The organism is Streptomyces sp. NPDC037242 (genome assembly GCF_055604165.1).
In genome coordinates, this window is sequence record NZ_JBVJUY010000019.1 from 128504 (window position 1) to 151440 (window position 22937).

The window sequence follows — 22937 nt, forward strand, 5'->3', positions numbered from 1 at the left end:
GGGGCTCTGGAAGTACCTGGATGCACGCCAAAGGGGCTACAGGTCGTCGGCCGCGATGCGGCCGTCACCGGTCGGCTCGGCGGCCTGTCCGCGGCCGCCCCAGCGGACCGCCGCGGCGGCGGTGAAGTCGCCGGCGTGCGCGAACCCGCCGAACACCACCAGATCGCCCGGCCGGATCCGGCCCGCTTCGACCGCCAGGTCGAGATTGATCGGCAATGCGGCACCGAACAGGTTCCCGCACCGGTCGAAGGTGTCGTGGTGGCGTTCCGGCGATACCCGCAGGGCCTCTCGCCAAGTGCGCAGGAACAGCCGGTTCGGCTGGTTGGTGATCAGTGCGTCGATCTCCGTCGTCGCCAGACCGAGCCCACCGCACAGCTCCTCGACGGCCTCGGGCACCAGACGGTTGCCGCGGTCCAGGACCCGGGCGATGCTCTCCTCGCTGAACGCGATCCGGAACTGCTCCCTCCCCGGCTCCCAGTACTTACGGTCCTCCGAGCAGCGCAGCCGCATCTCGCCCGCGTACTCGGGGACGGCGCGTGTCACCGAGCCCAGGACCGGGGCGGAGTCCCCCTCCGTGAGGTAGGCCACCCCGCAACCGTCGCCGGGGATGGCGGCCTGGGGGTCCTCGCGCAACCCGGGGTCGGTGTAGACCCATCCGGCCGCGGTCTGGGAGTTGCAGATCAGCGCGGACCGCGCCGAGGTACCGAGGATGAGCTCACGGGCCGTCTTCAGCATGCAGACGAACGACACGCAGCCGCCGCTGGCCAGGTCGATCAGCCACTCCGGGTTCATCCGGAGGCGCCGGGCCACCTCGGTGCCGGCGCCGATGAACGGCAGGTCCGGCAGCTGGGAGTGGACGATCAGCACGTCCACGTTCCGGATCGCGGCCTCTCCCTGGCGTTCCATCAGCGGCCGCACCGCCCGTTCGATCAGGTCCACGTTGCTCTCGTCCCGGGCCACGTGGTGCCGGTAGACGGGTGCGTCGAAGATCGCATTGCCGCTGAGCGGGTGGTGGGGGGCCGCGTGTGCCGTGAAGTACCGGGCGGGCACCGGCTCACCGGGCAGGTAGTGCGAGACGTCGACGAGGCTGACGGTGGTCATGCGGTACCCCCGGATGGCGGTTCAGGTGGTCCTGGTGCTTCGGATGGTTCGGGTGCTTCGGCTGGTTCGGGGTGTGGCGGCGTCCCGGGACCGATGGCGGCGAGGAAGGGGAGGAAGGGCGGCACCTCGTACGGGTCGCAGTCCACGGCCGCCAGCACCGGGCCGCGGCCGTGGTTGCCGCGGAGCAGGGCCTGGCGCAGGCCGTCCGCGTCGGCGGCCCGGGTGACCGGGAGGGTGGGGAACGCGGCGGCCGCGCCCGCGCCGATGTCGGTCGGGCGGAACAGGTTGAAGCTGTATTCCTCGGGGTAGTACAGCCGCTCCCGGATCGCGCACATGCCGTGCGCGTTGTTGTTGAAGATCACGAACGTGACGGGAGCCTCGTACTGCACCGCGGTGTGCACCTCCAGGCCGTGCATGTAGAAGGCCCCGTCCCCCGCGAGCACGTATGTGCGCCGCCCCGTGGCGAGCGCCGCGCCGATGCCGGCGCCGAAGGCGTAGCCCATCCCACCCATCCCGGCCGCCAGCACGAAACCTCCCTCGCGCGGGACCGGGAGGTGGTGGACGGCGGCCGCGCCGGCGTTGCCCGCATCGACGAAGACCAGCGCGTCCGGCGGCAGTGCCGCCTCGACGGCGGCCAGCGCCTCGGCGTACGACAGCACCCCTGGAGCGGCCGCGCCGGTACGGACCGCCCCGGCGGGACGGGGGCGGCTCGGACGGTCGGGGCTCTGGCCCAGGGAGCCGGGATGGCTCGGGCAGGGGCGGTCGGACAGCTCCATCCCGTCGAGCAGGGCGCGCAGCGTGGAGCGGAGATCGCCGAGTACGGGGAGGGCGGGGACGAACGGGGGTTCCGGGCCGAGGGAGATGACCGTGGCGTGCGTCAGGGCCTCCTCAAGTCCCGCCCGCGCCAGGTGGGGCAGGCGGGTGCCCACGAGCAGGCAGACGTCCATGCGCCGCAGGCGGCTCTCGACGCCCGGATGCCCCATCACCCCCGCCACCCCGGCGTACCGGGGGTCGTGGTTGTCGAACGCGTCCTTGGCGTCCGGGGTGACCGCCACCCACGCGCCGAGTCGGCGTGCCAGCGCGGCGAGTTCGTCGCGAGCGGAGGTCGCGGTCACCCCCGCGCCCGCGATGACCAGCACGCCGGTGGCAGCCCGCAGCCGGGCCAGCGCCTGGTCGAGCGCAGCAGGGTCCGCCGTTGCCGCGGGAGGATCCGCGGGCCTCGGCCACGCGGTGCGGCCCGCCGGTGCCCGCTGGACATCCTTGGGCAGGAGCAGCACCGCGGGACCGGCGGGATCCGTCCGCGCGGCGGTGACGGCCCGGGGCAGCAGCTCGGCCAGAGCGTCCGGGCTCCCGGCCCGGGCGCAGAACCGGGACACGGCGGCGAACACCCTGCCCGCATCGAGGGAGCCGGCCCGGCCGCTGCCGTCCTGGAAGGCTCCCCGGCCTTCGAGGCCGGTCTCCGGCTGCCCCACCAGGGCCAGTACCGGCACCCTGGAGGCGTAGGACTCGGCCAGGCCGGGGACCAGGTTCATCGCGCCGCCGCCCGAGGTCGCCGCGACCACTCCGAGGCGCCCGGTGACCCGGGCGTACGCGTCGGCCATCGCGGCCGCGGAGAACTCGTGCTTGGCCACGACGCCGCGGACGCTGCCGCGAGCGGCATGGAGGGCGTCGTACAGGTCCTCGATGTTGGCGCCTCCCACGCCGAAGACGTGGCCGACACCCAGTCCAGCCAGCTCACTGACCAGCCGATCCACGACCCGGGGCTCCCGCACGCGCCCAGCCTGGCTCCGGTGGCCCGGCCCCGCAAAGGAGGACCGGCGACATTTCAGGCCAAAACCTGCCCTCTTGCCCCCGTACGCCCGCGATCTCCACGCGAACGGCCGAATGCCCGGGGAGCCGGGCGTGCTCGGGCGGGGCGTCGAGGACCTTCGCGTCAAAGGCAGGCAGCACCCAGTGGAAATCAGCGGGCAAAGACACTTGGGCTCCGCCGAGAATGCCCCCTCGGCCGCCCTGGGCGGGGCCTTCGCGCTGCTCCGCCCCCTACGTCGGCCACCTGGGCCAGCCGCTTCGACGAAGCCGCGGACGCCGCCACCTGAGACCTCGCAACACAGGCCCTGACCTGCGCATTTACCTCAAAATCCCTAGGATGGGCAGGCGCGCGCACGACGGGGTGGAGGCGGCGTCGGCTGCTTCGACGGCCTCCACCCACAGCATGCTCAGGACTGCCCAGGGAGGGTGTTTCATGACCGAGTCCGGCAACCCCAGTCAGCCCGCGAACGTGAACGAGTACACCGCCAGCGACATCCAGGTACTCCAAGGCCTCGATGCGGTGCGCAAGCGCCCCGGCATGTGGGTCGGCTCGATCGGCGAACGCGGCCTGCACAACATGGTGTACGAGGTCGTCTCCTACGCCGTGGACGAGCACTTGGCCGGCCACGCAGACGTCATCGACGTCACGATCACCGCGGAGGGCGGCATTCGCGTCGTGGACAACGGGCGCGGCCTGCCCCTCAAGGAGGAAGAACCCTCCGGCAAGTCGGCCCTCGAACTCGAACTGACGGAACTGACCTTCGGCCCCAAGGCCCATGGCGGCTACGGAGTCTGCGGCGGCCTCAGCAGCCTGGGCCTGTGCGTGGTCAACGCGCTGTCGAGCCGTCTCACGGTCGAGGTCCGCAGAGACAGCCACCGCTGGACCCAGGAGTACGAGAAGGGCACGGCGGTAACTCCCCTGACGAGGAACGAGGAAACGAGCGAGCATGGCACCATGATCACCTTCCTGCCCGACGCCGAGATCTTCGAGACCACTTGGTGCTCGTTCGCCGCGCTGTCGGAGCGCTTCCAGGAACTGGCCTTCCTCAACAGGGGCCTGGCCCTCTCACTCACTGACGAGCGGCCGGAGCGGCCGGTCCGCCACCACCACGTGGACGGCCTTCAGGACTACGTCGCCCGCCTCAGCCCCTACCCCGCGAGTCGCGTCCACTCCCCCGCCATCGCTTTCGAGTCGGAGAGCGAGGACGAGACGATCCACGTGCAGGTCGCCATGCAGTGGAACACCTGGCCCCGGGGAGAGCTCCGCTCCTTCGCGAACACCACCCGCACCCACGAAGGCGGCGCCCACGAAGAGGGCTTCCGTACCGCGCTCACGTCCGTCGTCAACGACTACGCGCGCAGGCAGCGGCAACTACCCCCGGACGACGAGGACATCACGGCCGGAGCCATCACCGAGGGCCTGACTGCGGTCATCTCCGTAAAACTCGCCCGTCCCGTCTTCGAGGGCGCCACCAGGACCAAGCTCGGCAATCCCGAAGCGGACGCCTACGTCCAGGAGGTCGTCAGCAAACACCTCACCGACTGGCTGGACCAGAATCCGAACGAAGCCGCGTCCATCATCCGCCACATCCTCGATCAATGAACTCCCCGCCGGCGCGTGGGCGCCGTAGGGGCGGCCGTCGAGGGTCACTGCGCCCGGTACCACCGCTGGCCGATGGTGCCGTTGCACCACCAGATCTGCACGTCCTGACCGACGGCGGGTCCGCCACGGGCATCGAGGCACAGGTCGGGCCGCAGGTCACTCACGTAGGCGACGCCGTTGCGTACGGTCCAGCGTTGGCCGGCGCCACCGTTGCAGTTCCAGACCTGAACGTCCTGACCGGGTGCAGCCACCCCGCCTCGCACGTCGAGGCAGAGGTCGGGCCGCAGGTCGCTGACGAGGCTGGCGCCGCGCCAGGTCCACCTCTGGCCGGCGCCACCGTGACAGTGCCAGACCTGCGTGTCCTGGCCAGCCTCCGACACTCCGCCCCGTACGTCCAGGCACTTGCGGCTGTCGTAGGCGTTGAGCCTGAATCCGGCGGCAGCCCGGGCGGGAGCAGCCGCCGTAAGTCCTACGGTCAGGGCGGCTACGAGACCGGTCACGGCCATCTTGGTAGTGCGCGTACGGCGCTTGGCGCTTTTCATGGTTCTCCCATCCTCGGGCGGATCCCCGGATCCCCGGATCCCCGGATCCGAGGATGACCGGGGACCGCGGAACAGGAAAGCGCCATTGCGGTGAATGGCGCACCAGCATCCGATGGCCGCCTGGCCGACGGGAAATCACTGTGGTACAGGTCACAGTTGAGGTTGACCTTGGGTCAGGGTGGAGGCTCATCGCATCGGCAGGACGCCGAGACCGGCACACCGACGCGAAGGAGCCAACCACCATGCACACCACTGTTTCCGGCCAGAGTCAGGACCGTCCGGAGCTGCGGAAGGCGATCGAGGAGCTGGTCGAGGCCGGTTTCACCGGGATCCAGCTCCGAGTCAACGACGAGCGGGGCGAGTGGGTCGGCAGCGCCGGCGCGCGCGAGCTGGGCGGGAGCACCGAACCGCTGGCTGACGGTCACTTCCGCATCGGCAGCACCACCAAGAACTTCGTCGCCACCTCGGTGCTCATGCTGGTGGCCGAGGGCAGGATCGGGCTGGACGCCCCGGTTGCCGACTACCTGCCGGAGTTCGGTCTCGACCGGCGGATCACGGTACGGATGCTGCTCCAGCACACCAGTGGGATCTTCAACCACACCGGCGAGCTCTACGAGGACGGGACGATCGTGCTGGGGGTGCCCTGGCGCGGCAAGGAGTGGGTGGACAACCGTTTCAAGACCTACCGGCCCGAAGAGCTGGTGCGGCTGTCGCTGTCCAAGCCGGCGCGGTTCGCGCCGGGTACTGGCTGGAGCTATGCCAACACCAACTACGTGCTGGCCCGGCTGGTGGTCGAGAAGGTCACCGGCCGTTCGTTCGCCGAGGAGTTGCAGCGGCTGATCCTCGGGCCGCTGGGGATGACCGGCACCGTGGCGCCGGGCGCCTCGTCGGAGATCCCCGAGCCGCACAACCACGGCTACTACCGCTACGCGGACGCCGGGCAGGAACGGACCATCGACGTCACCCGTCAGAACCCGTCCTGGGTGGGGGCCGGCGGCGACATGATCTCGACCACCAAGGATCTGCACACGTACTTCTCCGCACTGATGGGCGGCAAGCTCCTGCCGGCCGAGCTGCTGGCCGAGATGCGCACACCGGAGGCGACGGTCGGCTACGGCCTGGGGGTGTTCGCGCAGGAAACGGGGGGCGGCACCGTCTTCCACCACAACGGTGCCGTCATGGGCTCGGCGGCGCTGATGTACAGCACGGTCGACGGCACCACCACCCTGACCGCCGGGCTGACCTGGGTGGACGACGCCGACATGGCCATAGCCCCGGCCTTCCAGAGCGCCCAACAGCGTTTCCTCGACGAGGTGTTCTGCGGCAAGCTGGACGCATGAGGAACGGGGTCACGATCGGGCAGGCGGCGGCGTTCGTCGGCGTCACGGTGAAGACGGTGCGGCACTACCACAAGCTCGGCCTGGTCGCCGAGCCGGAACGTGACAGCTCCGGCTATCGGCGGTACGGATCCGGCGAGTTGTTGAAGCTGGTGCAGGTCCGGACGTTGGCCGCTGCGGGCGTACCGCTTGCCGAGGTCGGGCCCATGCTCGGCGCCGGCGCCGAGCAGTTCGGCGCCGCGCTCGCCGAGGTCAAGCAGCAGCTCACCGAACGCATCGATGAGCTGGCTGCCCGCCGCAACACCCTGGACCGGCTCGCCGACGGCGACCGGGCCCTGCTGCCCGACCGCGCCTGCGCGGTCCTGGAGCGGATGCCCGGCCTCGGCTTCAGCCCCGACTACGTGGCCGCGCAACGCGAGGCCCTGGTGCTGGCCAGGGCGCTGGTGCCTGAGGGTTTCGACGGCTTCCTGGCCCAGCTCGAACACGGGCTGGACGACCCGGGGTACGTCGACCTCATCAAGCGCGGCCTGGAGGCGGAGACTTGGGAACCGGACGACCCCAGGATCGAAGAACTCGCGACCGACATGGCCGAGCGCTACCTCGCCAACCCCGCGTTGCAGGGGGATCACACCAGCCTGCGGGCATGGTCCAGGGCTTCGGCCCAGTACAAGCTGATCAACAACCACCGCGAGGACCAGGCCCCGGTCGCGGCCCGGCTGACCGCACTCACCGAGGCCAAACTCCGCGCTGCGGGCGTACCGATGCCGCACCGATGACGGACAGGGGCAGGCTCTCGCCCACCTCGACTCTCGGCGACCATCCGTTCCACGGCCGGTAGTCTCGGAGCATGCGGATCTCGGTTTCCTCGGACATGGACGAACCTGTTGCCCGAGCCCTCCTCGGGCAACTGCGCGACCGCGGACACGATGTGGTGGCTTATGGGGCGCTGAGCCCCGGCGACGATCCGCAGTGGGCCGCCTGCTCGGAGGCAGCAGCCCGCGAGGTCGCCGCCGGGAACGCCGACCAGGCCGTCGTGTGCTGCTGGACCGGTACGGGCGCGTCGATCGCCGCGAACAAGGTTCCCGGCGTACGCGCGGCCCTGTGCACGGATGCCTACACCGCGGACGGTGCGCGCCGCTGGAACGACGCCAACGTGCTCGCGCTCAGCCTGCGTCTCACCTCGGTACCGCTGCTCAAGGAGATCCTCGACGCCTGGTTCGACGCCGAGGCGAGCACGGACGCCGAGGACCGGCAGAACGTGGCGCGCCTCGAACGACTCGACAACACCAGAACCACACCCTGAGAACGCCATCGACAGGCGCTTCGGGGTTGTCATTCGCGCTCACGGGCTCTCGCGAGTGTGGAGACCATGATTTGGGCCTCGGTGGGCTGATCCCCGAGCCGTCCCGCTCCGAGGATCGCCTCGTCCGTCATCCGCGCGCAGCCTGGTCGGCTCTCGGCCGCGACATCCGCCGCGCCGGCGTGGCCGTTCTCGGCCGCCCGCACATACCAGGTCAAGGCTTCCTCGTGAGCGGACCGCTGCAATCGCGGCGCGTAGACGCCCAGTCAGACGTTCATGATCGGTACGCGTCGTGGTACCTGCGCAGCCGGGGGGCGCGTATGGCCGGCAGCTCGACCAGGGTGTCCTGGAAGGCCTGGTGGTGGGGCGTCAGCGGGTGCCAAGGGCGCAGCGGCAGGGGATAGTCGTCGCGCAGGACTCCGTCCGGGAGCACCCCGGTCGCGGGCAGCGGTGAGGTCTCGCCACCCGGGTGGGCGAGGTACGCCCAGACCCCGCTGTCCAGCGGCACCACGGCCGCGTCGTCGCCGGGTGGGCGCCAGGGCGTGCCCGTGAGGGGGTGCCGGGGGACGAGGAGGACTCCGGGACGGGGCCGGGGCGTGCGGAGTCCCGGGCCGGCCAGCCCCACGCTACGGGCATCAGGCCCGGCCGGCAGGTACTGGCTGACGGCGTGGCTGAGCAGCTCGGCGAGCGGGCCGGCGGGGAGGGTCACGGGGCGGTCCTCAGTGGCCGCCACGAGGTGGGCCAGCGCGACCCCGACCGCCGCCTCCCAGCGACGGCTCCACGACCCGTCGGGTTCGACGGGTGGGACGCGGTGCTCGGCGCGCTCCAGGTCGTCCCAGTCGGGAGGCGGACCGGCGGGGAGCCCCGAGGGGCGGCGTACGACGGTGTCGGGCTCCAGCCATACCGTCTGCCACAGTCCGCAGTCGTCCATGCGGGTCGCCACGGCCCGCCCGCACCCCTCGCACGCCAGGTTGGGGCCGGCCCGGCCGTCCACACCCTGGCAGTAGCCCTCGCACTTCTCGGGCATCAGGGCCATGGACCGGGAGTCGCCGGGGGCGATGACGATCCTGTTCCGCGCGCCGAAGGAGACGCAGTACACCGGCGCGTACACGCCCTGCCGGGCAGCCGCGTCCGCTCCGACCTCCTCCCACATCCGCCACGGCGGTCCAGTGGGTCGGGGGTCGACCGCGTACGTCGCGGGCTCCATCAGCGGAGGATGGAGTTCCTCCCAGCCCCCGTGATGGGTGTGGACCGGGAGGGCCACTCGGGACACCGGCGCCGTCAGCTCCGTGCCGCACCCGGCACACGCGAACACGTCCAAACAGGCTCCCCCAGGTCATGAGCCGCGCGAGGCAGCGGGGCCGGCCGCGGGGTGCGCGGCCGGCCCTCTACGGCTGACGGCGTGGCGGGGTCAGCTTGCCGAGCCGGCGCGGCGCATCCGTGCGGCGAGGAGGAAGCCTGCGCCGGCGACGAGGGCGGTGCCGGCGCCGCCCGCAATCAAGGCCGTGTCTCCGGCTCCGGTGGCGGCGAGGGTGGAACCGCTGCCGCCCTGGGCGGTGACTGCGGTGTTACCGGAGCCCGAAGCGGCGGCGGGGTTGTGCTGGTCCTGCTGGGCCTTGTTCTTGTCGTTCGCGCGTGCCTCGTGCTGCCCCGTCTTCAGGAACTCGGTGCGGTCGGCGGCGGTGCCCGCCAGCGCGGCTCGGCCGGCCTTGAGCAGTTCCGGTCCCGCGCCGTCGATGATCACCGCTATCGCGACACGGTTGTCCTGGTCGCGCAGCTCGTACTGGGTCACCTCGAGGAAACGGCGCAGCTCGGCCGGGGTCGCGGAACCCCTGAGGAGCTTGCTGATCGCCTCGCTCAGGATGGGGCCGTCCCAGCCTTCGTCGATGCGGGAAAGCTCGACCCGGTCATCTGAGGCCTGCGCGAGGTACTGCCCCGTCTTCAGGAAGGCGATCCGGTCGGCGTGCGTGCCCCTGAGGGCGTTCTTGGCCGCTTCCCTCAGTCTGGGGCCACCGGTGGCGGTGAGCCGGGCGATGTCGACCCGGTCGTCGGCGTCGCGCAGCTCGTGCTGGGTGACCTCGTAGAAGTGGCGCAGCTGCTCCAGGGTGTGCCTGTCGCTGTCGAAGATCTTGTTGATGCCTTCCCGCAGGCCGGGGCCGGCGCTGTGGTCGAGACGGGCGATCAGCACCAGGTAGTCGTCGATGCGGATCCTGTGCTGATCGGTCTCGATGAACTTGCGCATGGCCGCCGGGCCCTCGGCGATGGCCTCGTGGCCGGCTTCCTTCATGTACTTACTGGCCATCGGGTCGGCGATGATCGCGAGGATGGTCTTGCGGTCCTGCTCCGCCGGGCTCTCGGCGGCCGGGCCGCTCTCCGCCGGGCCGCTCTCCGCCGGGCCGCTCTCCGCCGGGCCGCTCTCCGCCGGGCCGCTCTCCGCCTGGCCGCTCTCCGCCTGGTCGGGTGCGGTGGGAGCCGGCGGGTTGGTGGACGTAGCGGCATCCTTGTCGGCAGCGAAGGCCGGCGAAGCGATGAGGACGGCCGGAGCCAGAGCAGCAGTGGTGACCGCCGCGGCGATCCGGGACAACTTCACAGACAAAACCCCCTGAGAAACGTTCTTTCGCCACCCCAGACTCACCAGCCGCTCCGATGGTTGTACGACGCAGCAAGAACGGGGGTGCGGTTCGAGGAGTCCGTCGCAGCGGGGTCGGCGTTGTTGCGCGATCGGACGGCGGCGAGGGGTTGCCCGGTCCAGCGATGCACGGCGCGGCGCAGGCCGCCGGGGTCGGAGTAGCCGGTCCGTCTGGCGACGGAGTCGACGGTCATGTCGGTGGTGGCGAGCAGGTGGAGAGCGTGTTCGCGGCGCAGCGCCTGAAGTTCCTCCGACCAGGTGGTCTGGTGCTCCTCGAGGCGGCGCCGAAGCGTGCGGGTGCTGAGGGACATCTGCAGCGCCACCGCGCGCAGGGTGGGGATCTCGGCGTCCGGTGTGGCCCGCAGAGCGGTACGGAAGTGGGCGAGCCAGTCACGTACCCCCGCCACCGAGACCCGTACCGACGCCCTCGCCACCCGCATCGACGACGTGCGCGCCTGGATCACCAGCAACGCCACCCCGGTCGCCGGCGACATGAACGGTGACAACAAGCCCGACATGGTCGCTGTGGGCGACGAGGGCCAGCTGCGCCTCTACCCCGGCACCGGCACCGGCGCCGTCGGCGCGCCGGTGCAGATCGGCAGCGGCGGCTGGGGCGGCGCGTCGGTGACGCACCGCGGTGACTGGACCGGTGACGCCATGGAGGACATCGTCGCCGTCGTCGGAGGCGAGCTGCGGGTCTACCCCAACCGCGGCGACGGCACGCTCGGCGCCCCCGTCAAGATCGGTACGCTGCCCCCCACGGCCCGGATCGTCGGCGTCGGCGACACCACCCGCGACGGACAGCCCGACCTTGCCGTCACCATCGACGACAAGCTCTGGATCTACCCGGGCGTCATCGGCACCACCCCGAAGCACGGCACCCCGATCCCGATCGGCACGGGCGGCTGGGACGTCATGACCCTCACCGCCCCCGCCGACATGTGGGCCACCGCCGGCGACGGCACCCTGAAGTTCTACAAGGGCGGCTCCGACATCCACGGCCCCATCGACGGCCCGAGCATCCAGGTCGGCACCGGCGGCTGGGGAGCCATCAAGTCCATCAGCTAGCCGCGCCCGGCAAGCGGACCTGAACCGGACGAGCCCTGCGCCGAACGCCTCCGCCCCCGTTCTCGAGCGGGAACGGGGGCGTTCGGCGCAGCGACCGCCGTCAAGCCGGTCGGCGCGTGCGCGGTCGTAGCGTCGCGGCACGCACGGGCGTCGAAGGTGTGGCCGAAAGGCGATCCTCCGTTTGGTGGGTTTTGTCCGCCAGGCCTTCTCCCGGATGCGCGGCACCCGATAGCTGTGGCGTCATGACCTTCCTCAGGGCAAAACTCCGCACAGCAGCCGCCGTCACAGCCGCGCTGGCCATCGGCGTTCTGGCGTCGGCGCCGACCTCCGCCGGCGCGCAAACCGCCGCAACCCCGCCCACCCGGGCAGCCCTCGCCTCGGGGTGCGGCTGGAACGAGGGCAGGGGCAGTGAACGGGCCTTCTACGAGCACTGCGCCACCGACACCAACGTGTGGATCCAGGTCAAGCGGTGGCCCAGGTCCAACTACCACCGCTGCGTCGGGCCCGGCCGCACCAACCTGGACGCCGACGCCACCGGCGCCTGGTACGACAGCAACTACGCGGGCGGACTCTGCTCCCACCCGGGAGACACCGGGCCCTGATATCGCGCCGATCGTCCGCGATGACTACGCCCGAGGGACGACCCTCGGGCGTAGCAGTGCGGCTCCGCACGCCAGGCGTTGCTACCCGGCGGGAGTCGCGGGTACCTGCGGAGCAGGAATCGGGGCTTCGCGCGGGGCCGGCGGGTGGCATGCGGCGCGGACCTCTTCCTCCGTGCGCGGCCAGTACCGTCCTTCGAGGGCCTCGGCGCTGCGGTTGAGCCGGACCAGGACGTCTTCCAGCTCCTGCACTTCCTCCGGCGACCAGTCCGTGAGCACCCGGGCCAGGCAGGACCGGTTGACCTCACGGTCTTCGGCGAGCCGGCGCCCGCCTTCGAGGGTGATGCGCAGCTTGCGGGCCATCCCGCCGTTCGGGTCCGCGACGCGCTCGGCCAGTCCGCAGCGCAGCAGCGCGGCCGTCTGGCGGTTCACGGTCGAGGTGTCGAGGCCGAAGGCCTCCGCCAACTGTCCGATGGACATGGGGCCTTGTGTGTCGATCCGGCTGAGCAGCAGGTACGCCGACCGCTCCAGGCGTTCGGGGTCGCGCTCGCGCCGGGCCAGCACCTGGTGCCGCGAGAGCAGCATGAGCTCCCGCTCCAGTTTCTCCAGCACTACGCCTCCCGACCCTTTCGGCGCCCCATTATCGCGCACCTGTGAACCCGGGGACCGGCGGACCCCGGACGCTGCAATATGCATGATACATAGCATGTGTACTATGCACTTCTCGTTGTCACGCCGACGAGCCACACCTCACCCCGGAGGACCCGCATGACCGTCTCCACGTCCACCGCCTCCCGCGCCGCCGAGATCCTGTCCCGGCCCGTCAGGCTCAACGGCCTGACCGTCCCGAACCGCATCGCGATGGCGCCGATGACGCGGATGTTCTCTCCCGGCGGCGTGCCCGGCGAGGACGTGCAGGCGTACTACGCCAGCCGGGCCGCCGCGGGTGTGGGCCTGATCGTCACCGAGGGCACCTACGTCGGGCACGACTCCGCCGGTCAGAGCGACCGGGTGCCGCGGTTCCACGGCGAGGACCAGCTGGCGGGGTGGGCGAAGGTCGCCGCGGCCGTGCACGAGGTGGGCGGCACGATCGTGCCCCAGCTGTGGCACATAGGCATGGTGCGCAAGCAGGGCGAGGCCCCGTACGCCGACGCCCCCGCCGTCGGCCCCTCCGGCATCCGCGTCGACGGCACCGAGGGGACCGGCAAGGCGATGACCCGTGCCGACCTCGACGACGTCATCGGCGCGTTCGCCGACGCCGCCGCGGAGGCCGCGCGGATCGGCTTCGACGGTGTCGAACTACACGGCGCCCACGGCTACCTGCTCGACCAGTTCCTGTGGGAGCGCACCAACCGCCGTACCGACGCCTACGGCGGCGACGCGGTGGCCCGTACGAAGTTCGCCGCGGAGATCGTGGCCGCGGTCCGCGAACGCGTCCCGGCCGACTTCCCGGTGATCTTCCGCTACTCGCAGTGGAAGCAGGAGGCCTACGACGCCCGGCTCGCGCAGACCCCGCAGGAGCTGGAGGCGATCCTGGCCCCGCTGGCGGCGGCCGGCGTCGACGCGTTCCACGCCTCCACCCGGCGCTACTGGCTCCCGGAGTTCGAGGGCTCGGACCTGAACCTGGCGGGCTGGACCAAGCAGCTCACCGGTCGGCCGGCCATCACCGTCGGCTCGGTCGGCCTCGACGGCGACTTCATCCGCGCCTTCGTCGGCGAGGGTGCGGAGCTGGGCGACATCGACAACCTCCTGGACCGCATGGAACGCGACGAGTTCGACATGGTCGCCGTCGGCCGGGCGCTGCTCCAGGACCCGCAGTGGGCGGCGAAGGTCCTCGGCAACCGCTTCGACGAGCTGAAGCCGTACGACGCGGCGGCGCTCAAGTCGCTCAGCCGGTAGCCGGAAGCCGTCAGCTGTCGGGTCAGCCGGTCCGAGGACGCCCCGTGACATCGGACCGCCGAGGTCACGGGGCGTTCGTGCGGATGCAGGCGCCGCCACGAACGGGACCGGCCCGGCGAGCTGCTCGACTTCCTCCGCACGTACAACCCCCGCCGCTGCCACGCACCGCAAGCGGTGCAGGCCGTCAGTCGGCCACGATGGTGTTCTGGGCGGCCCCGACGCGCCAGGTGCCGTCCTCCTTGACCAGGATGTAGAACGGGCGGCCCTCGGGCCGGTCGGCGATCCGGGTGCCGTCGTGGCGGACGGGCTGCTGGCGGACGTTCACCGCGGCGACGTCGGGCCGCAGGAACAGCACCCGCTCGACGTCGTAGACGGCAGTGGACTCGGCCGTCGCACCGGGCAGCACCTTCCGGGTGAAGGTCGCGATCTCCTCGAAGCCCGACAGCTGCTGGCCGTGGCCGGTGGTCCACACCGGGTCCTGGCGGCGGAAGACACTCAGGAACCGGTCGACCAGCTCGTTCTGCTGGGCGTGCTCCACCTCGGCGACCAGACGGCGGATCTCGGTCACCTCGGCATCGGTCTCCGGGCCGTCGGGTGCGCCGAACACCTCGACCGGCCGGTACGAGCCCGACACCAGCTCGGCCACCGGGCCCGGCCGGTCCGGCCGCCAGCCGAGGGCGGCACGGGCGGCGGCGCCGCTGACGCTCTGGTCGAGGGCGAGCGCGTCCGCGAAGAGCGGGCCGAAGACCTCGGCGGCCTGCTCCACCGGCACCGCGTGCGGGGCGGCGAGCACTCCGGCTGCGCGGCCCGCGGCCCGGGCGAGGTCACGGACCGGAACGGCCGGCTCCCCGACGCCGTGCCAGACGGTGCCCGCCTCGGCCCGCTCGACGGCAGCCACGAACAGCTCGGCCAGGTCGTCCACGTGGACGGTCGGCCAGCGCACGCCCTCCTCGCCGTAGTACTCGGGCACCCCCTGCAGGCGGGCCCGGTCGACCAGGATGGCGGGGATGCCACCGCCACGGCCGTACACGATGCCGGGCCGGACCACGACCGCACGCACGCCCTCGGCCACCTCGGCCAGTACCCGCTGCTCGATCCGCGGTCGGTAGCCGACGATGTCGATCGGATCGGTCGGGGTCTCCTCCCCGACCTCCTGGGCCTCGCCGGTGGCGCCGAGCACCCAGACGCCGCTGGTGTAGACGAAGGGGCGGCCGGTGCCGCGCAGCGGGGCGGCGAGCGCCTCGATGACGGCGGTGTCGGCCTCCGCGTCGCCGCTCGGCGGAGCCAGGTGGATCACGGCCTCGATCTCGGGGGTCACCACATCGGCCAGCGACGCCGGGTCGGCGGTGTCGCCGACCAACTGGGCGTGCCAGCCCCGGCCGGGCTGCGGCTCGGCGCCGCGGGTGAGCGCGACGACCTGGTGGCCGGCAGCGGCAAGGTGGTCGGTGACGGCGGAGCCGATGTAGCCGGTGGCACCGGTGAGCAGAACCTTCATGACACTCCTGCAATGAGGAACGGGACGTACGGTCTCGTTCGAGGGCGGGTGACTTGCTTCGAGCCCGGACGGGCTCGGCTGTGATCGCGAGGGAAACTCCCCGGTTCCCGCGCAAGGAGACGCGGAAGAAGGGCAGGGTTCACGACCGGATGGCGGCCGCGGTGGTCCTGGTACCCCATCGGTCGAGCACCCCGTAGGCGGGTTGCCATCGGTGCGCATAGGCGTGGCGCGCGGACTCCGGCAGGAGCTGCGCCAGAACGGCGGACACGGTCCGATCGGCGGCGCCGTCCAGGAGCCAGGGCAGGATCCGTGCCGCGTCGGCTCGGAGCCTCCGAGCGTGGACGCGTGCGAAATGCGCCCACTGCTCATCGCTCAGAACGGCCTGGACCAGCGGGAAGATGACCTCCTCCTCGTGGCGGAGGTGCCCTCGCAGGCCGGTGACCAGCGAGAAGGTGAGCTCACCGAACAGGTCGAGTCCGACACCCGTGTCGGCCAGCGCCTGGTCGATCGCCTCCAGCAGGCGGGCCAGCACGGTGTGTTCGGCCTCGATCACCTCCAGCCGCGCCAGGGAGGAGGGGCGACCACGCAGGGCTTGCCGCAGGGAAGGCCACAGCGCGTCGTCCTCGGCGGCCTGGTGGGCGAACAGAGCCCTCCGGAACAGCTCCCAGCCCGCGGCGGTGCGCAGCACTTCCCGGGGATCGGGATCGTCGCGGGCGGTGGCCCTGGCAAGGTGGTGCAACTCCCTTCGTAAGGCGTTGTGCACCGCGTACGTCACGGTCATGTCGAACCTGTCTTCCACGTGTGTCCAGTTCCTGGTGCCGATGACCGGGTGCGCCCGTGTCAGGCAGTGCTGCCATGGCTGGTTCCTCCAGGAACAAGGCACCGCCGAGACGTCGACGAGTCGCCTCCCCGGATGCTCAAAGCCTCTTGTGAGAGGGATCCCGGATCAACACACGATTGGTGCGTCGATCGATAACTCGACGGTTATCGCACGGCGGGTCAAAACCGCATGCCGCCGAGGTCGCGGACCGTGCCGGCGAGAGCGTCGATCAGTTCGCTCTCCGCCTCGGTGCGCCAGACCAGGGCGTAGGACAGCGCCGTCTGGTCGGTGACGGGGATCCAGCGGATGTTCGGCATGCCCCAGTGCCGGGTGACGTGGCTGGGGAAGCTGTGGATGATCTCACCCATGCCGACCTGGTTGATCAGCTCCTCGGCGTTGGTCACGGGGCGCCCACGCTCGATCATCCGGCCCTCGGCGGTGTGGAACGGTAGGTAGCTGTCCTCCCAGTAACGCGGCATGCCCGGTGCGACGGCGTGCTGGAAGTCGGCGAACATCTCCAGCCGTACCGACGTCCGCCCCGCGAGCTCGTGGTCGCCGGCGACGGCGAGGACCCGGGGGTCGGTGCACAGGATCGGGCCGACGGTGAGATCCGGTTCCTCCACGGGCAGCCAGGTGACGAGGACGTCCATTTCGTCGTCACGGAGCCGACCGAACGGATCGACGTACGCCAACTGCCGGATCTCCAGCTCCCACTGGGGATGGCGCGAGCGGAAGGTCCTCCAGTACGGGTGGAGGTCGACGACGTTGAAGGGCATCATGCCGACCCGGAGTTTGCCGGTGACACCTCTAGCTGCCAGACGGGCGCGTTCCAGGGACGCGTGCAGGCCCGCATAGACCGGCTGCAGGTCGTCGCGCAGCTGGCGTCCGACGCTGGTCAGACGCACGGTACGGCTGGTGCGCTCGAACAGTGCGGCGCCGATGCGCCGTTCCTGCTTCCTGATCGCCTGGCTGACCCGTGCCTGCGAGACCAGGAGCCGCTCGGCGCTCCGGCCGAAGTGCAGCTCCTCGGCCAGGACCAGAAAGATCTCGATGTCCCGCAGCTCCATCACGCCCCCGTGTGTCCTTCCCCACCGACAGCGCGGAGGCTGTCGAGCCGCAGAAGTATATGGGGCTTGCGGGTTCACCGACCTGGCCTTGGGGGCCTACTCGCGCCCGGGCTCCAGCACGAAGACGGGGATCACACGGTCGGTCTTCTCCTGATACTCGGCGTACGGCGGATACGCGGCGACCGCGCGCTCCCACCACTCGGCCTTCTCGGCCCCGGTGATCTCACGGGCCGTCATGTCCCGGCGTTCGGGACCGTCCTGGAGCTCCACGTGCGGGTCGGACTTGATGTTGAAGTACCAGACCGGGTGGCGTGGGAAGCCGCCCTTCGAGGCCACGGCCGCGTACCGCCCCTCGTGTTCCACGCGCATCAACGGGATCTTGCGGATCTTGCCGCTCTTCGCGCCGCGCGTCGTGAGGATGACGACGGGCAGGCCCGTGTCCCAGAGCGTCGATCCCTGCCTGCCGCCCGAACTCTCGTACAGCTCGACCTGATCGCGCACCCACGCTGCTGGACTCGGCCCGTACTCGCCCTCAAGAGGCATCGCATTCACCCATCGTCGCGTCACGAAAATGGGTGCCCGACGGGTGGTCAGGCAAAACGCAAAGTGCGCCCGCCGGAATTCGGCTGAGACCAGATCGAGCCGGATGGGGCGGACCCGGCAGCGCCGGGGTGCCGCGGGACCGTGGATCCGGACACCTCCCGCGCCCGGCCGTGCCGGCGGCCGCGACACCGCTCCCGTGGATCTTGACCCCAGTGATCAAGCAGCAGCGGCGCCCCCGGAGACCGTGGAAAGACTCGGGAACACGCCCGCCTCCGTACGGAAAAACGCCTGGTCAGCGACCTCTGTCCGGTTCTCACCCCGTGGCGGGTTCGGCTCGGTGTTCATCCGCAGCCGATTGCGTAGCGTCACCGGTCTGCGACGCAGGGAGGGTCTGAAGAGCATGGGAAATGCCAGCGCCAGGAACGATGTGGGAACGGCCTACATCAACGACGTGTTCATGCGCCACCCGCTGACCACCCGGAATCAAGAGGAACTCGAAATAGCCGCCAGGGCCGCCGACATCATGCAGCGGAACCAACGGCGCAACGTGCTCAAGCGGACCCCCGAGGGAGGGGGCGAGCAGATCGAACCGATCGGGTTCTCCCTGAACAAGGTGCGCTACGGCGGCTTCCCCCCGGAAGAGGAGACCGCGCAGGAGCGCGGCTGGCGCGCCTACATGAACGTCGGCGTACCGGTCGTCGAGGAACGGGGCGACATCCAGCAGCCCCCTCCCGACATGATCTCCAAGCAGACGTACGTCAATGGCACCGACCCGATCAAAATCACCGTGACGGACACCGTCGAATTCTCGATCTCGAACACGATCAGCTGGTCGCTCCAGGGAGAGGTGAAGCTCACCTTCGGGGCGAAGTCCATCGCATCGCTCCAACAGCAGCTCCAGAAGAGCATGGAGATGAAGCAGTACCAGAAGACCACCCTGCTCAACAGCAAGGACAACCAGGGCGTCAACACCGAGACCCAGACGGAAGCGACGGGCAACACCACAGCCACGAGTTCCGTCACCGGCACCGGGGAGTTGTGGGGAGAGCTCCTCCTCGGGATCACCGGCTCCGTCAGCGGCTCGCTGACCACCGAGTGGAAGCACCAGTCGTCGGTCAGCTTCGAGATCAGCAGCCGTGCGGACGTCATGGCCACGACGCGGCGTCAGATCCGCCAGTTCGACTACGAATTCCCCGTCACCTTCGGCGGCTGGGTCGCCCTGTACTACCCCGAGCCCGTGGCGGTCAAGGAGACTCCGCCGCAGGCCTCCGACCCGAAGTACTCCCGGGTCATCGCGTGGAAACTCGGCGACGCCTCCCTCGATGCCGGCCATTTCGACCTCGCCGACCAGGGCAAGCGGTTCATGCAGAAGGGGACGGCCGAGATCGTCGCCGTCCGTACGGGAGAACACCGGGTGTTCCAGCCGGAAGTACTCGACTACCAGAGCCAGAAGCAGCCCCTCTAGGAGGGGACAGGAGGGGAAGCTCATGTCCTTCAAGAACATTTTCGACAACGGCGGAGAACAAGCCGGTTCCGCCGACAAGTCCGCCCAGTCCCTGGGCCAGGACGCTCCGGGAGCCGGTGACGTCTCGGAGGCCGTGCGCAAGCTGGAGAGCGAGCGCGACCCATGGCTCGTGCGCCAGACCGCGCACGGGGCGTTCGACGTCATGGGTTTCCTGGGCCCGCTCTTCCAGAACGCCCAGGGCGTGGCCGCCGCGCAGCGCCAGGTCTCCGAAGACCCCGGTTCGGCATCCGGCATGGCCTCGGCGACCACGAAGGCGTTCGGACCGCCGAAGGTGAGCATCGGCGCCGAAGACATGCCGAAGCTGGAAGACCTGTCGAAGCTCATCGGCCACAGGAGGAGCTACGCCCTCATCGCGACGGGTCTGGGAGCGTCCGAAGGCCTGGTGGTCGACCCGTCGCTGAACACGGCGTACGTCGCCGACCGGGGCGGCCAGAGGCTGTCCGCGGTGAAGGTCGACACCGGCGCCCAGTACACGGCCGCGAGCACGCTGGGCGACATCGGTGACGTGCAGGCGGACGGTCGTGGGACGGCCTACACCACCGACTACGGCGGCGCCCGCATGCTCGCGGCGGACCTGTCCAGTGGCTCCTCCCGCAAGATCGCCGACGTGTCGGGCGCGTACGGCGTCGCGCTCGACGCAGCGGCGGGCAAGGCCTACGTCGCCAGCTGGCTCGACGGGCAGCTGATCGCCGTCGACCTGCCGGGCGGCCAGAAGCGCACGATCGCCACCGGCCTGGGGCAGGGCATCGGCGGAGTGGCGCTGGACGGCCGGGGCAAGGCGTACGTCGGCCGGAAGGACGGCGGCGGCCACCTGTACGAGGTCGACCTGGGCGACGGCACGCACCGCGTCGTGACCAACCTCCCCGGGTCGAGCACCATTCGCGTGGCCCTCGACGGCGCCGGACGGGCGTACACCATCGACCACCTGAACGGGCGTCTGTACGAGATCGCCCTAGCGGACGGCGCGCAGCGCGTGGTGGCCAGCGGCCTGGGGACGTGCGCGGGCCTCGCGCTGGACACCGTCAACGGCTGGATCTACGTCAGCAACACTCAGGGTCAGCTGTGGCAGATCGACCAGCGTGCCGCCCAGGCGCAGGGCGGCGTCGGCAAGGTCGTGCCCTAACGCGCGCGTCAACGCGCGTGTCGCCCTGTTGCGGGAGGGAGCGGAGGCGGAGCGAGCTCCGGCCTCCGCGCCTGCGCGCCCCTGCGCCCCTGCGCCCCTGCGCCCCCGGGGTCGATCCGATTTCATGGCGTGATCATGTGCACGCCACATCCTCTCCATGGTCGCTACCCGCAGGTAGACCACGGTTGGGGCGAGCCGCCCTGAACACCGTGAGCAGGAGACCATGATGAGTGTGACGTCGAAGAGGCAGACGACGGCCGTGGCCGCAGCGACCCTCGTGGTGCTGGGAGTGGTCGCGGTCCCCGCGCACGCGGGTGAGGACCGCACCGCAGCGCCGTCGCTGCCCCGGGTGACGGCCTCCGTGGAGACGCCGTCGCTGTTCGGCGACGAGGCGGGCGGCAACGCCGACGCCGACGACCCCGCGATCTGGCGCAACGCGAAGAACCCCGACCGCAGCCTGGTCATCGCCACCGCCAAGGAAGGCGGCCTGCGGGTGTACGACCTGGACGGCCGCGAGGTGCAGGCCATCGCGGCCCCGCAGCCGCCCCGCGCGGGCGACAAGCCCGGCCGTTTCAACAACGTCGATCTGATCACCGGCGTGCGTTTCCCCGACGGCCGCCACGACGTGGCCGTGGTCTCCGACCGCGGCCGTGACCAGCTGCGGTTCTACCGCATCGACCCGAGTCGGCGCGCGGCCCCGCTGGTCGACGTCACCGACGGGACGGCCGCCCCGTACGTCTTCTCCTCCGGACAGGACGAGGTCAACGAGCAGCGCAGCGCCTACGGCCTGACGGCGTACACCGACCGCCGCAGCGGCCGTTCCTTCGCGGTCGCGAGCCGGCGCAACGCCTCCTCCCTCGCGCTGGCCGAACTGAGGCCGAACGCGAACGGCACGATCGGCTACCGCACGGTCCGCACCCTCACCCTGCCCTCCACCTTCACCCTGCCCGACGGGAAGTCGTGGACGCCGTGCGGTGAGCCGGGCGAGGGGCCCCAGGTCGAGGGCATGGTCGTGGACCCCGACACCGGCGACCTGTACGCCGGGCAGGAGGACGTCGGCATTTGGAAGCTGGACGCCGACCTGAAGTCCGCGCCCCGCCTGATCGAGAAGATCCGCTCCTTCGGCGTGCCCGGCACGTTCAACCCGGAGACGGAGGAGTGCGACGCGGGCGAGGACCCCGGCTTCGGCGGCCGGCACGTCTCCGCCGACGTGGAGGGCCTGACGATCTGGCGCGACCCCAAGGACCCGCGCCGCGGGGGCTACCTGCTGGCCTCCAGCCAGGGTGACAACACCTTCGCCGTGTTCGAGCGCACCGGCGACAACGCGTACGTCAAGGGCTTCCGCATCGCCGCGGGAGACAAGCCCGGCACCCCTGACGGATCCGAGGAGTGCGACGGCGCCGCCGTCACCAGCGAACCCCTGGGCCGGAAGTTCCCGAACGGCCTGCTGGTCGTCCAGGACGGCCACAACACCCCCGTCACCACCGACCCCGGTGGCGAAGCCCGCACCCAGACCAACTTCAAGTTCGTGGACCTCGGCCGCCTGAAGCGCGCGGCACACCTCTGACCCTCGTACACCGAAGCCCCCGCTGGCCGCAGCCTCAGCCCGACAGCGGGGGCTCCTCGGCGTCCTCGGCTTCCCAGCGCAGCAAGTCGCCCGGCTGGCATTCGAGCACCTCGCAGAGCGCGGCGAGCGTGGTGAAGCGCACTGCCTTGGCGCGGCCGTTCTTGAGGACGGCCAGGTTGGCGGGGGTGATCCCCACCCGTTCCGCGAGCTCCCCCACGGACATTTTCCGGCGTGCCAGCATGACGTCGATGTCGACGGCGATCGGCATCAGATGACCTCGTCCAGCTCGGCCCGCATCTGCGTCGCTTCGACATCGCGCGCGACGGCCTGGGCCAGCAGCGCGCGCAGTACGAGCACGAAGAGCGCGACCCCCAGGATGGCCAGGCCGACCCCGGCCATGATGACGGTGACACCCGGGTCCTCCCGCTGGCCCGGCGCATTGATGGCCGTGACCGCGAACCATACGAGGGCGACCGCCACGATCGCGCCGATCACGACGTCCACGTACCGGAAGGCGGCGTCGGAGAACACGGTTCCGCGTCGCACCATCGCCACCAGCCGCCATACGCAGACCAGGGCGACCTGGATCGACGCCAGGCCCAGGATCGTGAGCAGGCGCAGCGGCGTCAGCGGGAGCGACCCGTCCTCCGGGTCGGTGGCCATCGCCCACACCATCAACACCTGTACGCCCACGCTGCCCGTGAGCACCACCACGAGCACGGAGCGCAGCGCCCATACGGTCAGCTTCCCCATGGCCCATCCCTCCATCGACTTACGATGGGAACCTATCGAATTTCGATAGGTTAAGCAAGGGCTGGACGCCGACTCACCGACGCAAGGGCAGCACACTTTCGTTTACGAAACGTCCCGGACCGGCAGCCCTAGGCCTCTTGAAGACAGGCCGTTCGCG

At 70.7% G+C, this 22937-nt stretch carries 23 protein-coding genes; 10 read left to right on the forward strand and 13 right to left on the reverse strand.

Annotation, left to right across the window (positions count from 1 at the left end):
* Positions 1–36: 36 nt before the first annotated feature.
* Positions 37–1101, reverse strand: a complete 1065-nt coding sequence (locus ACZ7GJ_RS23025; RefSeq protein WP_470754253.1) for a 3-oxoacyl-ACP synthase III family protein — start codon at positions 1099–1101, stop codon at positions 37–39.
* Positions 1098–2873, reverse strand: a complete 1776-nt coding sequence (locus tag ACZ7GJ_RS23030; protein WP_470754255.1) for a thiamine pyrophosphate-binding protein — start codon at positions 2871–2873, stop codon at positions 1098–1100. Before ACZ7GJ_RS23030 ends, ACZ7GJ_RS23025 begins: the two co-directional genes overlap by 4 nt.
* A gap of 470 nt (positions 2874–3343) precedes the next feature.
* Here ACZ7GJ_RS23030 and ACZ7GJ_RS23035 point away from each other — a divergent pair, with 470 nt between their 5' ends.
* On the forward strand, positions 3344–4513 hold the full coding sequence (locus ACZ7GJ_RS23035; RefSeq protein ID WP_470754257.1) for an ATP-binding protein: 1170 nt from the start codon (positions 3344–3346) through the stop codon (positions 4511–4513).
* A gap of 44 nt (positions 4514–4557) precedes the next feature.
* Here the strand turns inward: ACZ7GJ_RS23035 and ACZ7GJ_RS23040 are convergent, their stop codons facing one another.
* Positions 4558–5055, reverse strand: a complete 498-nt coding sequence (locus ACZ7GJ_RS23040; protein ID WP_470754259.1) for a ricin-type beta-trefoil lectin domain protein — start codon at positions 5053–5055, stop codon at positions 4558–4560.
* 242 nt (positions 5056–5297) lie between these two features.
* Here ACZ7GJ_RS23040 and ACZ7GJ_RS23045 point away from each other — a divergent pair, with 242 nt between their 5' ends.
* The 3 genes from ACZ7GJ_RS23045 to ACZ7GJ_RS23055 all read left to right on the forward strand — a co-directional run bounded on the left by ACZ7GJ_RS23045 (position 5298) and on the right by ACZ7GJ_RS23055 (position 7695).
* Entirely contained in the window at positions 5298–6395 is a 1098-nt protein-coding gene (locus ACZ7GJ_RS23045; RefSeq protein ID WP_470754260.1) for a serine hydrolase domain-containing protein, read from the forward strand.
* Entirely contained in the window at positions 6392–7168 is a 777-nt protein-coding gene (locus tag ACZ7GJ_RS23050) for a MerR family transcriptional regulator (RefSeq protein WP_470754261.1), read from the forward strand. Before ACZ7GJ_RS23045 ends, ACZ7GJ_RS23050 begins: the two co-directional genes overlap by 4 nt.
* Before the next feature lie 71 nt (positions 7169–7239).
* The gene (locus ACZ7GJ_RS23055) at positions 7240–7695 is read left to right on the forward strand and encodes an RpiB/LacA/LacB family sugar-phosphate isomerase (protein ID WP_470754263.1); all 456 of its coding nucleotides are present in this window, start codon (positions 7240–7242) and stop codon (positions 7693–7695) included.
* A 271-nt stretch (positions 7696–7966) separates the two neighbouring features.
* Here ACZ7GJ_RS23055 and ACZ7GJ_RS23060 read toward each other — a convergent pair whose 3' ends face one another.
* The 3 genes from ACZ7GJ_RS23060 to ACZ7GJ_RS23070 all read right to left on the reverse strand — a co-directional run bounded on the left by ACZ7GJ_RS23060 (position 7967) and on the right by ACZ7GJ_RS23070 (position 10644).
* A complete protein-coding gene (locus ACZ7GJ_RS23060) occupies positions 7967–8899 on the reverse strand; it encodes a hypothetical protein (protein WP_470754265.1) in 933 nt (310 codons plus the stop codon).
* Positions 8900–9103: 204 nt separating this feature from the next.
* Positions 9104–10282, reverse strand: coding sequence for an ALF repeat-containing protein (locus ACZ7GJ_RS23065; RefSeq protein WP_470754266.1), 1179 nt, complete (start codon positions 10280–10282; stop codon positions 9104–9106).
* A 41-nt stretch (positions 10283–10323) separates the two neighbouring features.
* On the reverse strand, positions 10324–10644 hold the full coding sequence (locus tag ACZ7GJ_RS23070; RefSeq protein ID WP_470754267.1) for a helix-turn-helix domain-containing protein: 321 nt from the start codon (positions 10642–10644) through the stop codon (positions 10324–10326).
* Between the two features lie 31 nt (positions 10645–10675).
* Between ACZ7GJ_RS23070 and ACZ7GJ_RS23075 the strand changes: the two genes are divergently transcribed.
* Both ACZ7GJ_RS23075 and ACZ7GJ_RS23080 read left to right on the forward strand, forming a co-directional pair.
* Complete coding sequence (locus ACZ7GJ_RS23075) at positions 10676–11389, forward strand: FG-GAP repeat domain-containing protein (protein ID WP_470754268.1); 714 nt, start codon at positions 10676–10678, stop codon at positions 11387–11389.
* Between the two features lie 242 nt (positions 11390–11631).
* Entirely contained in the window at positions 11632–11991 is a 360-nt protein-coding gene (locus ACZ7GJ_RS23080; RefSeq protein ID WP_470754269.1) for a DUF6355 family natural product biosynthesis protein, read from the forward strand.
* 81 nt (positions 11992–12072) lie between these two features.
* On the opposite strand, the gene ACZ7GJ_RS23085 is transcribed toward ACZ7GJ_RS23080, so the two are convergent.
* Complete coding sequence (locus tag ACZ7GJ_RS23085; protein ID WP_470754315.1) at positions 12073–12573, reverse strand: MarR family winged helix-turn-helix transcriptional regulator; 501 nt, start codon at positions 12571–12573, stop codon at positions 12073–12075.
* Positions 12574–12756: 183 nt separating this feature from the next.
* Between ACZ7GJ_RS23085 and ACZ7GJ_RS23090 the strand changes: the two genes are divergently transcribed.
* Positions 12757–13887 carry an NADH:flavin oxidoreductase gene (locus ACZ7GJ_RS23090; RefSeq protein WP_470754270.1) on the forward strand — a complete coding sequence of 377 codons (1131 nt, stop codon included), beginning with the start codon at positions 12757–12759 and terminating at the stop codon, positions 13885–13887.
* Between the two features lie 184 nt (positions 13888–14071).
* Here ACZ7GJ_RS23090 and ACZ7GJ_RS23095 read toward each other — a convergent pair whose 3' ends face one another.
* The 4 genes from ACZ7GJ_RS23095 to ACZ7GJ_RS23110 all read right to left on the reverse strand — a co-directional run bounded on the left by ACZ7GJ_RS23095 (position 14072) and on the right by ACZ7GJ_RS23110 (position 17812).
* A complete protein-coding gene (locus ACZ7GJ_RS23095) occupies positions 14072–15382 on the reverse strand; it encodes an SgcJ/EcaC family oxidoreductase (RefSeq protein WP_470754271.1) in 1311 nt (436 codons plus the stop codon).
* A 139-nt stretch (positions 15383–15521) separates the two neighbouring features.
* Positions 15522–16181, reverse strand: a complete 660-nt coding sequence (locus ACZ7GJ_RS23100; RefSeq protein ID WP_470754273.1) for a hemerythrin domain-containing protein — start codon at positions 16179–16181, stop codon at positions 15522–15524.
* Positions 16182–16381: 200 nt separating this feature from the next.
* A complete protein-coding gene (locus ACZ7GJ_RS23105) occupies positions 16382–17269 on the reverse strand; it encodes a LysR family transcriptional regulator (protein WP_470754316.1) in 888 nt (295 codons plus the stop codon).
* Between the two features lie 96 nt (positions 17270–17365).
* Positions 17366–17812, reverse strand: coding sequence for a nitroreductase family deazaflavin-dependent oxidoreductase (locus ACZ7GJ_RS23110; RefSeq protein ID WP_470754274.1), 447 nt, complete (start codon positions 17810–17812; stop codon positions 17366–17368).
* Positions 17813–18212: 400 nt separating this feature from the next.
* On the opposite strand from ACZ7GJ_RS23110, the gene ACZ7GJ_RS23115 reads away from it, so the two are divergent.
* The 3 genes from ACZ7GJ_RS23115 (at position 18213) to ACZ7GJ_RS23125 (ending at position 22027) form a co-directional block, all read left to right on the forward strand.
* A complete protein-coding gene (locus tag ACZ7GJ_RS23115; RefSeq protein WP_470754275.1) occupies positions 18213–19277 on the forward strand; it encodes a gluconolaconase in 1065 nt (354 codons plus the stop codon).
* Positions 19278–19299: 22 nt separating this feature from the next.
* Positions 19300–20460, forward strand: a complete 1161-nt coding sequence (locus tag ACZ7GJ_RS23120; protein ID WP_470754276.1) for an SMP-30/gluconolactonase/LRE family protein — start codon at positions 19300–19302, stop codon at positions 20458–20460.
* Between the two features lie 223 nt (positions 20461–20683).
* Entirely contained in the window at positions 20684–22027 is a 1344-nt protein-coding gene (locus ACZ7GJ_RS23125; RefSeq protein WP_470754277.1) for a phytase, read from the forward strand.
* A 34-nt stretch (positions 22028–22061) separates the two neighbouring features.
* On the opposite strand, the gene ACZ7GJ_RS23130 is transcribed toward ACZ7GJ_RS23125, so the two are convergent.
* Both ACZ7GJ_RS23130 and ACZ7GJ_RS23135 read right to left on the reverse strand, forming a co-directional pair.
* Positions 22062–22295, reverse strand: a complete 234-nt coding sequence (locus tag ACZ7GJ_RS23130; RefSeq protein WP_470754278.1) for a helix-turn-helix domain-containing protein — start codon at positions 22293–22295, stop codon at positions 22062–22064.
* Entirely contained in the window at positions 22295–22780 is a 486-nt protein-coding gene (locus ACZ7GJ_RS23135) for a DUF2975 domain-containing protein (RefSeq protein ID WP_470754280.1), read from the reverse strand. The genes ACZ7GJ_RS23130 and ACZ7GJ_RS23135 overlap by 1 nt, the downstream gene beginning before the upstream one ends.
* Positions 22781–22937 lie beyond the last annotated feature (157 nt).

Excerpts from the sequence above, each read along its gene's own strand:
- ACZ7GJ_RS23025 (WP_470754253.1), bottom strand. The coding sequence starts at position 1,101 with ATGACCACCGTCAGCCTCGTCGACGTCTCGCACTACCTGCCCGGTGAG.
- ACZ7GJ_RS23035 (WP_470754257.1), top strand. The coding sequence starts at position 3,344 with ATGACCGAGTCCGGCAACCCCAGTCAGCCCGCGAACGTGAACGAGTAC.
- ACZ7GJ_RS23040 (WP_470754259.1), bottom strand. The coding sequence starts at position 5,055 with ATGAAAAGCGCCAAGCGCCGTACGCGCACTACCAAGATGGCCGTGACC.
- ACZ7GJ_RS23045 (WP_470754260.1), top strand. The coding sequence starts at position 5,298 with ATGCACACCACTGTTTCCGGCCAGAGTCAGGACCGTCCGGAGCTGCGG.
- ACZ7GJ_RS23050 (WP_470754261.1), top strand. The coding sequence starts at position 6,392 with ATGAGGAACGGGGTCACGATCGGGCAGGCGGCGGCGTTCGTCGGCGTC.
- ACZ7GJ_RS23055 (WP_470754263.1), top strand. The coding sequence starts at position 7,240 with ATGCGGATCTCGGTTTCCTCGGACATGGACGAACCTGTTGCCCGAGCC.
- ACZ7GJ_RS23060 (WP_470754265.1), bottom strand. The coding sequence starts at position 8,899 with ATGGAGCCCGCGACGTACGCGGTCGACCCCCGACCCACTGGACCGCCG.
- ACZ7GJ_RS23080 (WP_470754269.1), top strand. The coding sequence starts at position 11,632 with ATGACCTTCCTCAGGGCAAAACTCCGCACAGCAGCCGCCGTCACAGCC.
- ACZ7GJ_RS23085 (WP_470754315.1), bottom strand. The coding sequence starts at position 12,573 with ATGCTGCTCTCGCGGCACCAGGTGCTGGCCCGGCGCGAGCGCGACCCC.
- ACZ7GJ_RS23090 (WP_470754270.1), top strand. The coding sequence starts at position 12,757 with ATGACCGTCTCCACGTCCACCGCCTCCCGCGCCGCCGAGATCCTGTCC.
- ACZ7GJ_RS23095 (WP_470754271.1), bottom strand. The coding sequence starts at position 15,382 with ATGAAGGTTCTGCTCACCGGTGCCACCGGCTACATCGGCTCCGCCGTC.
- ACZ7GJ_RS23105 (WP_470754316.1), bottom strand. The coding sequence starts at position 17,269 with ATGGAGCTGCGGGACATCGAGATCTTTCTGGTCCTGGCCGAGGAGCTG.
- ACZ7GJ_RS23110 (WP_470754274.1), bottom strand. The coding sequence starts at position 17,812 with ATGCCTCTTGAGGGCGAGTACGGGCCGAGTCCAGCAGCGTGGGTGCGC.
- ACZ7GJ_RS23115 (WP_470754275.1), top strand. The coding sequence starts at position 18,213 with ATGGGAAATGCCAGCGCCAGGAACGATGTGGGAACGGCCTACATCAAC.
- ACZ7GJ_RS23120 (WP_470754276.1), top strand. The coding sequence starts at position 19,300 with ATGTCCTTCAAGAACATTTTCGACAACGGCGGAGAACAAGCCGGTTCC.
- ACZ7GJ_RS23125 (WP_470754277.1), top strand. The coding sequence starts at position 20,684 with ATGATGAGTGTGACGTCGAAGAGGCAGACGACGGCCGTGGCCGCAGCG.
- ACZ7GJ_RS23130 (WP_470754278.1), bottom strand. The coding sequence starts at position 22,295 with ATGCCGATCGCCGTCGACATCGACGTCATGCTGGCACGCCGGAAAATG.
- ACZ7GJ_RS23135 (WP_470754280.1), bottom strand. The coding sequence starts at position 22,780 with ATGGGGAAGCTGACCGTATGGGCGCTGCGCTCCGTGCTCGTGGTGGTG.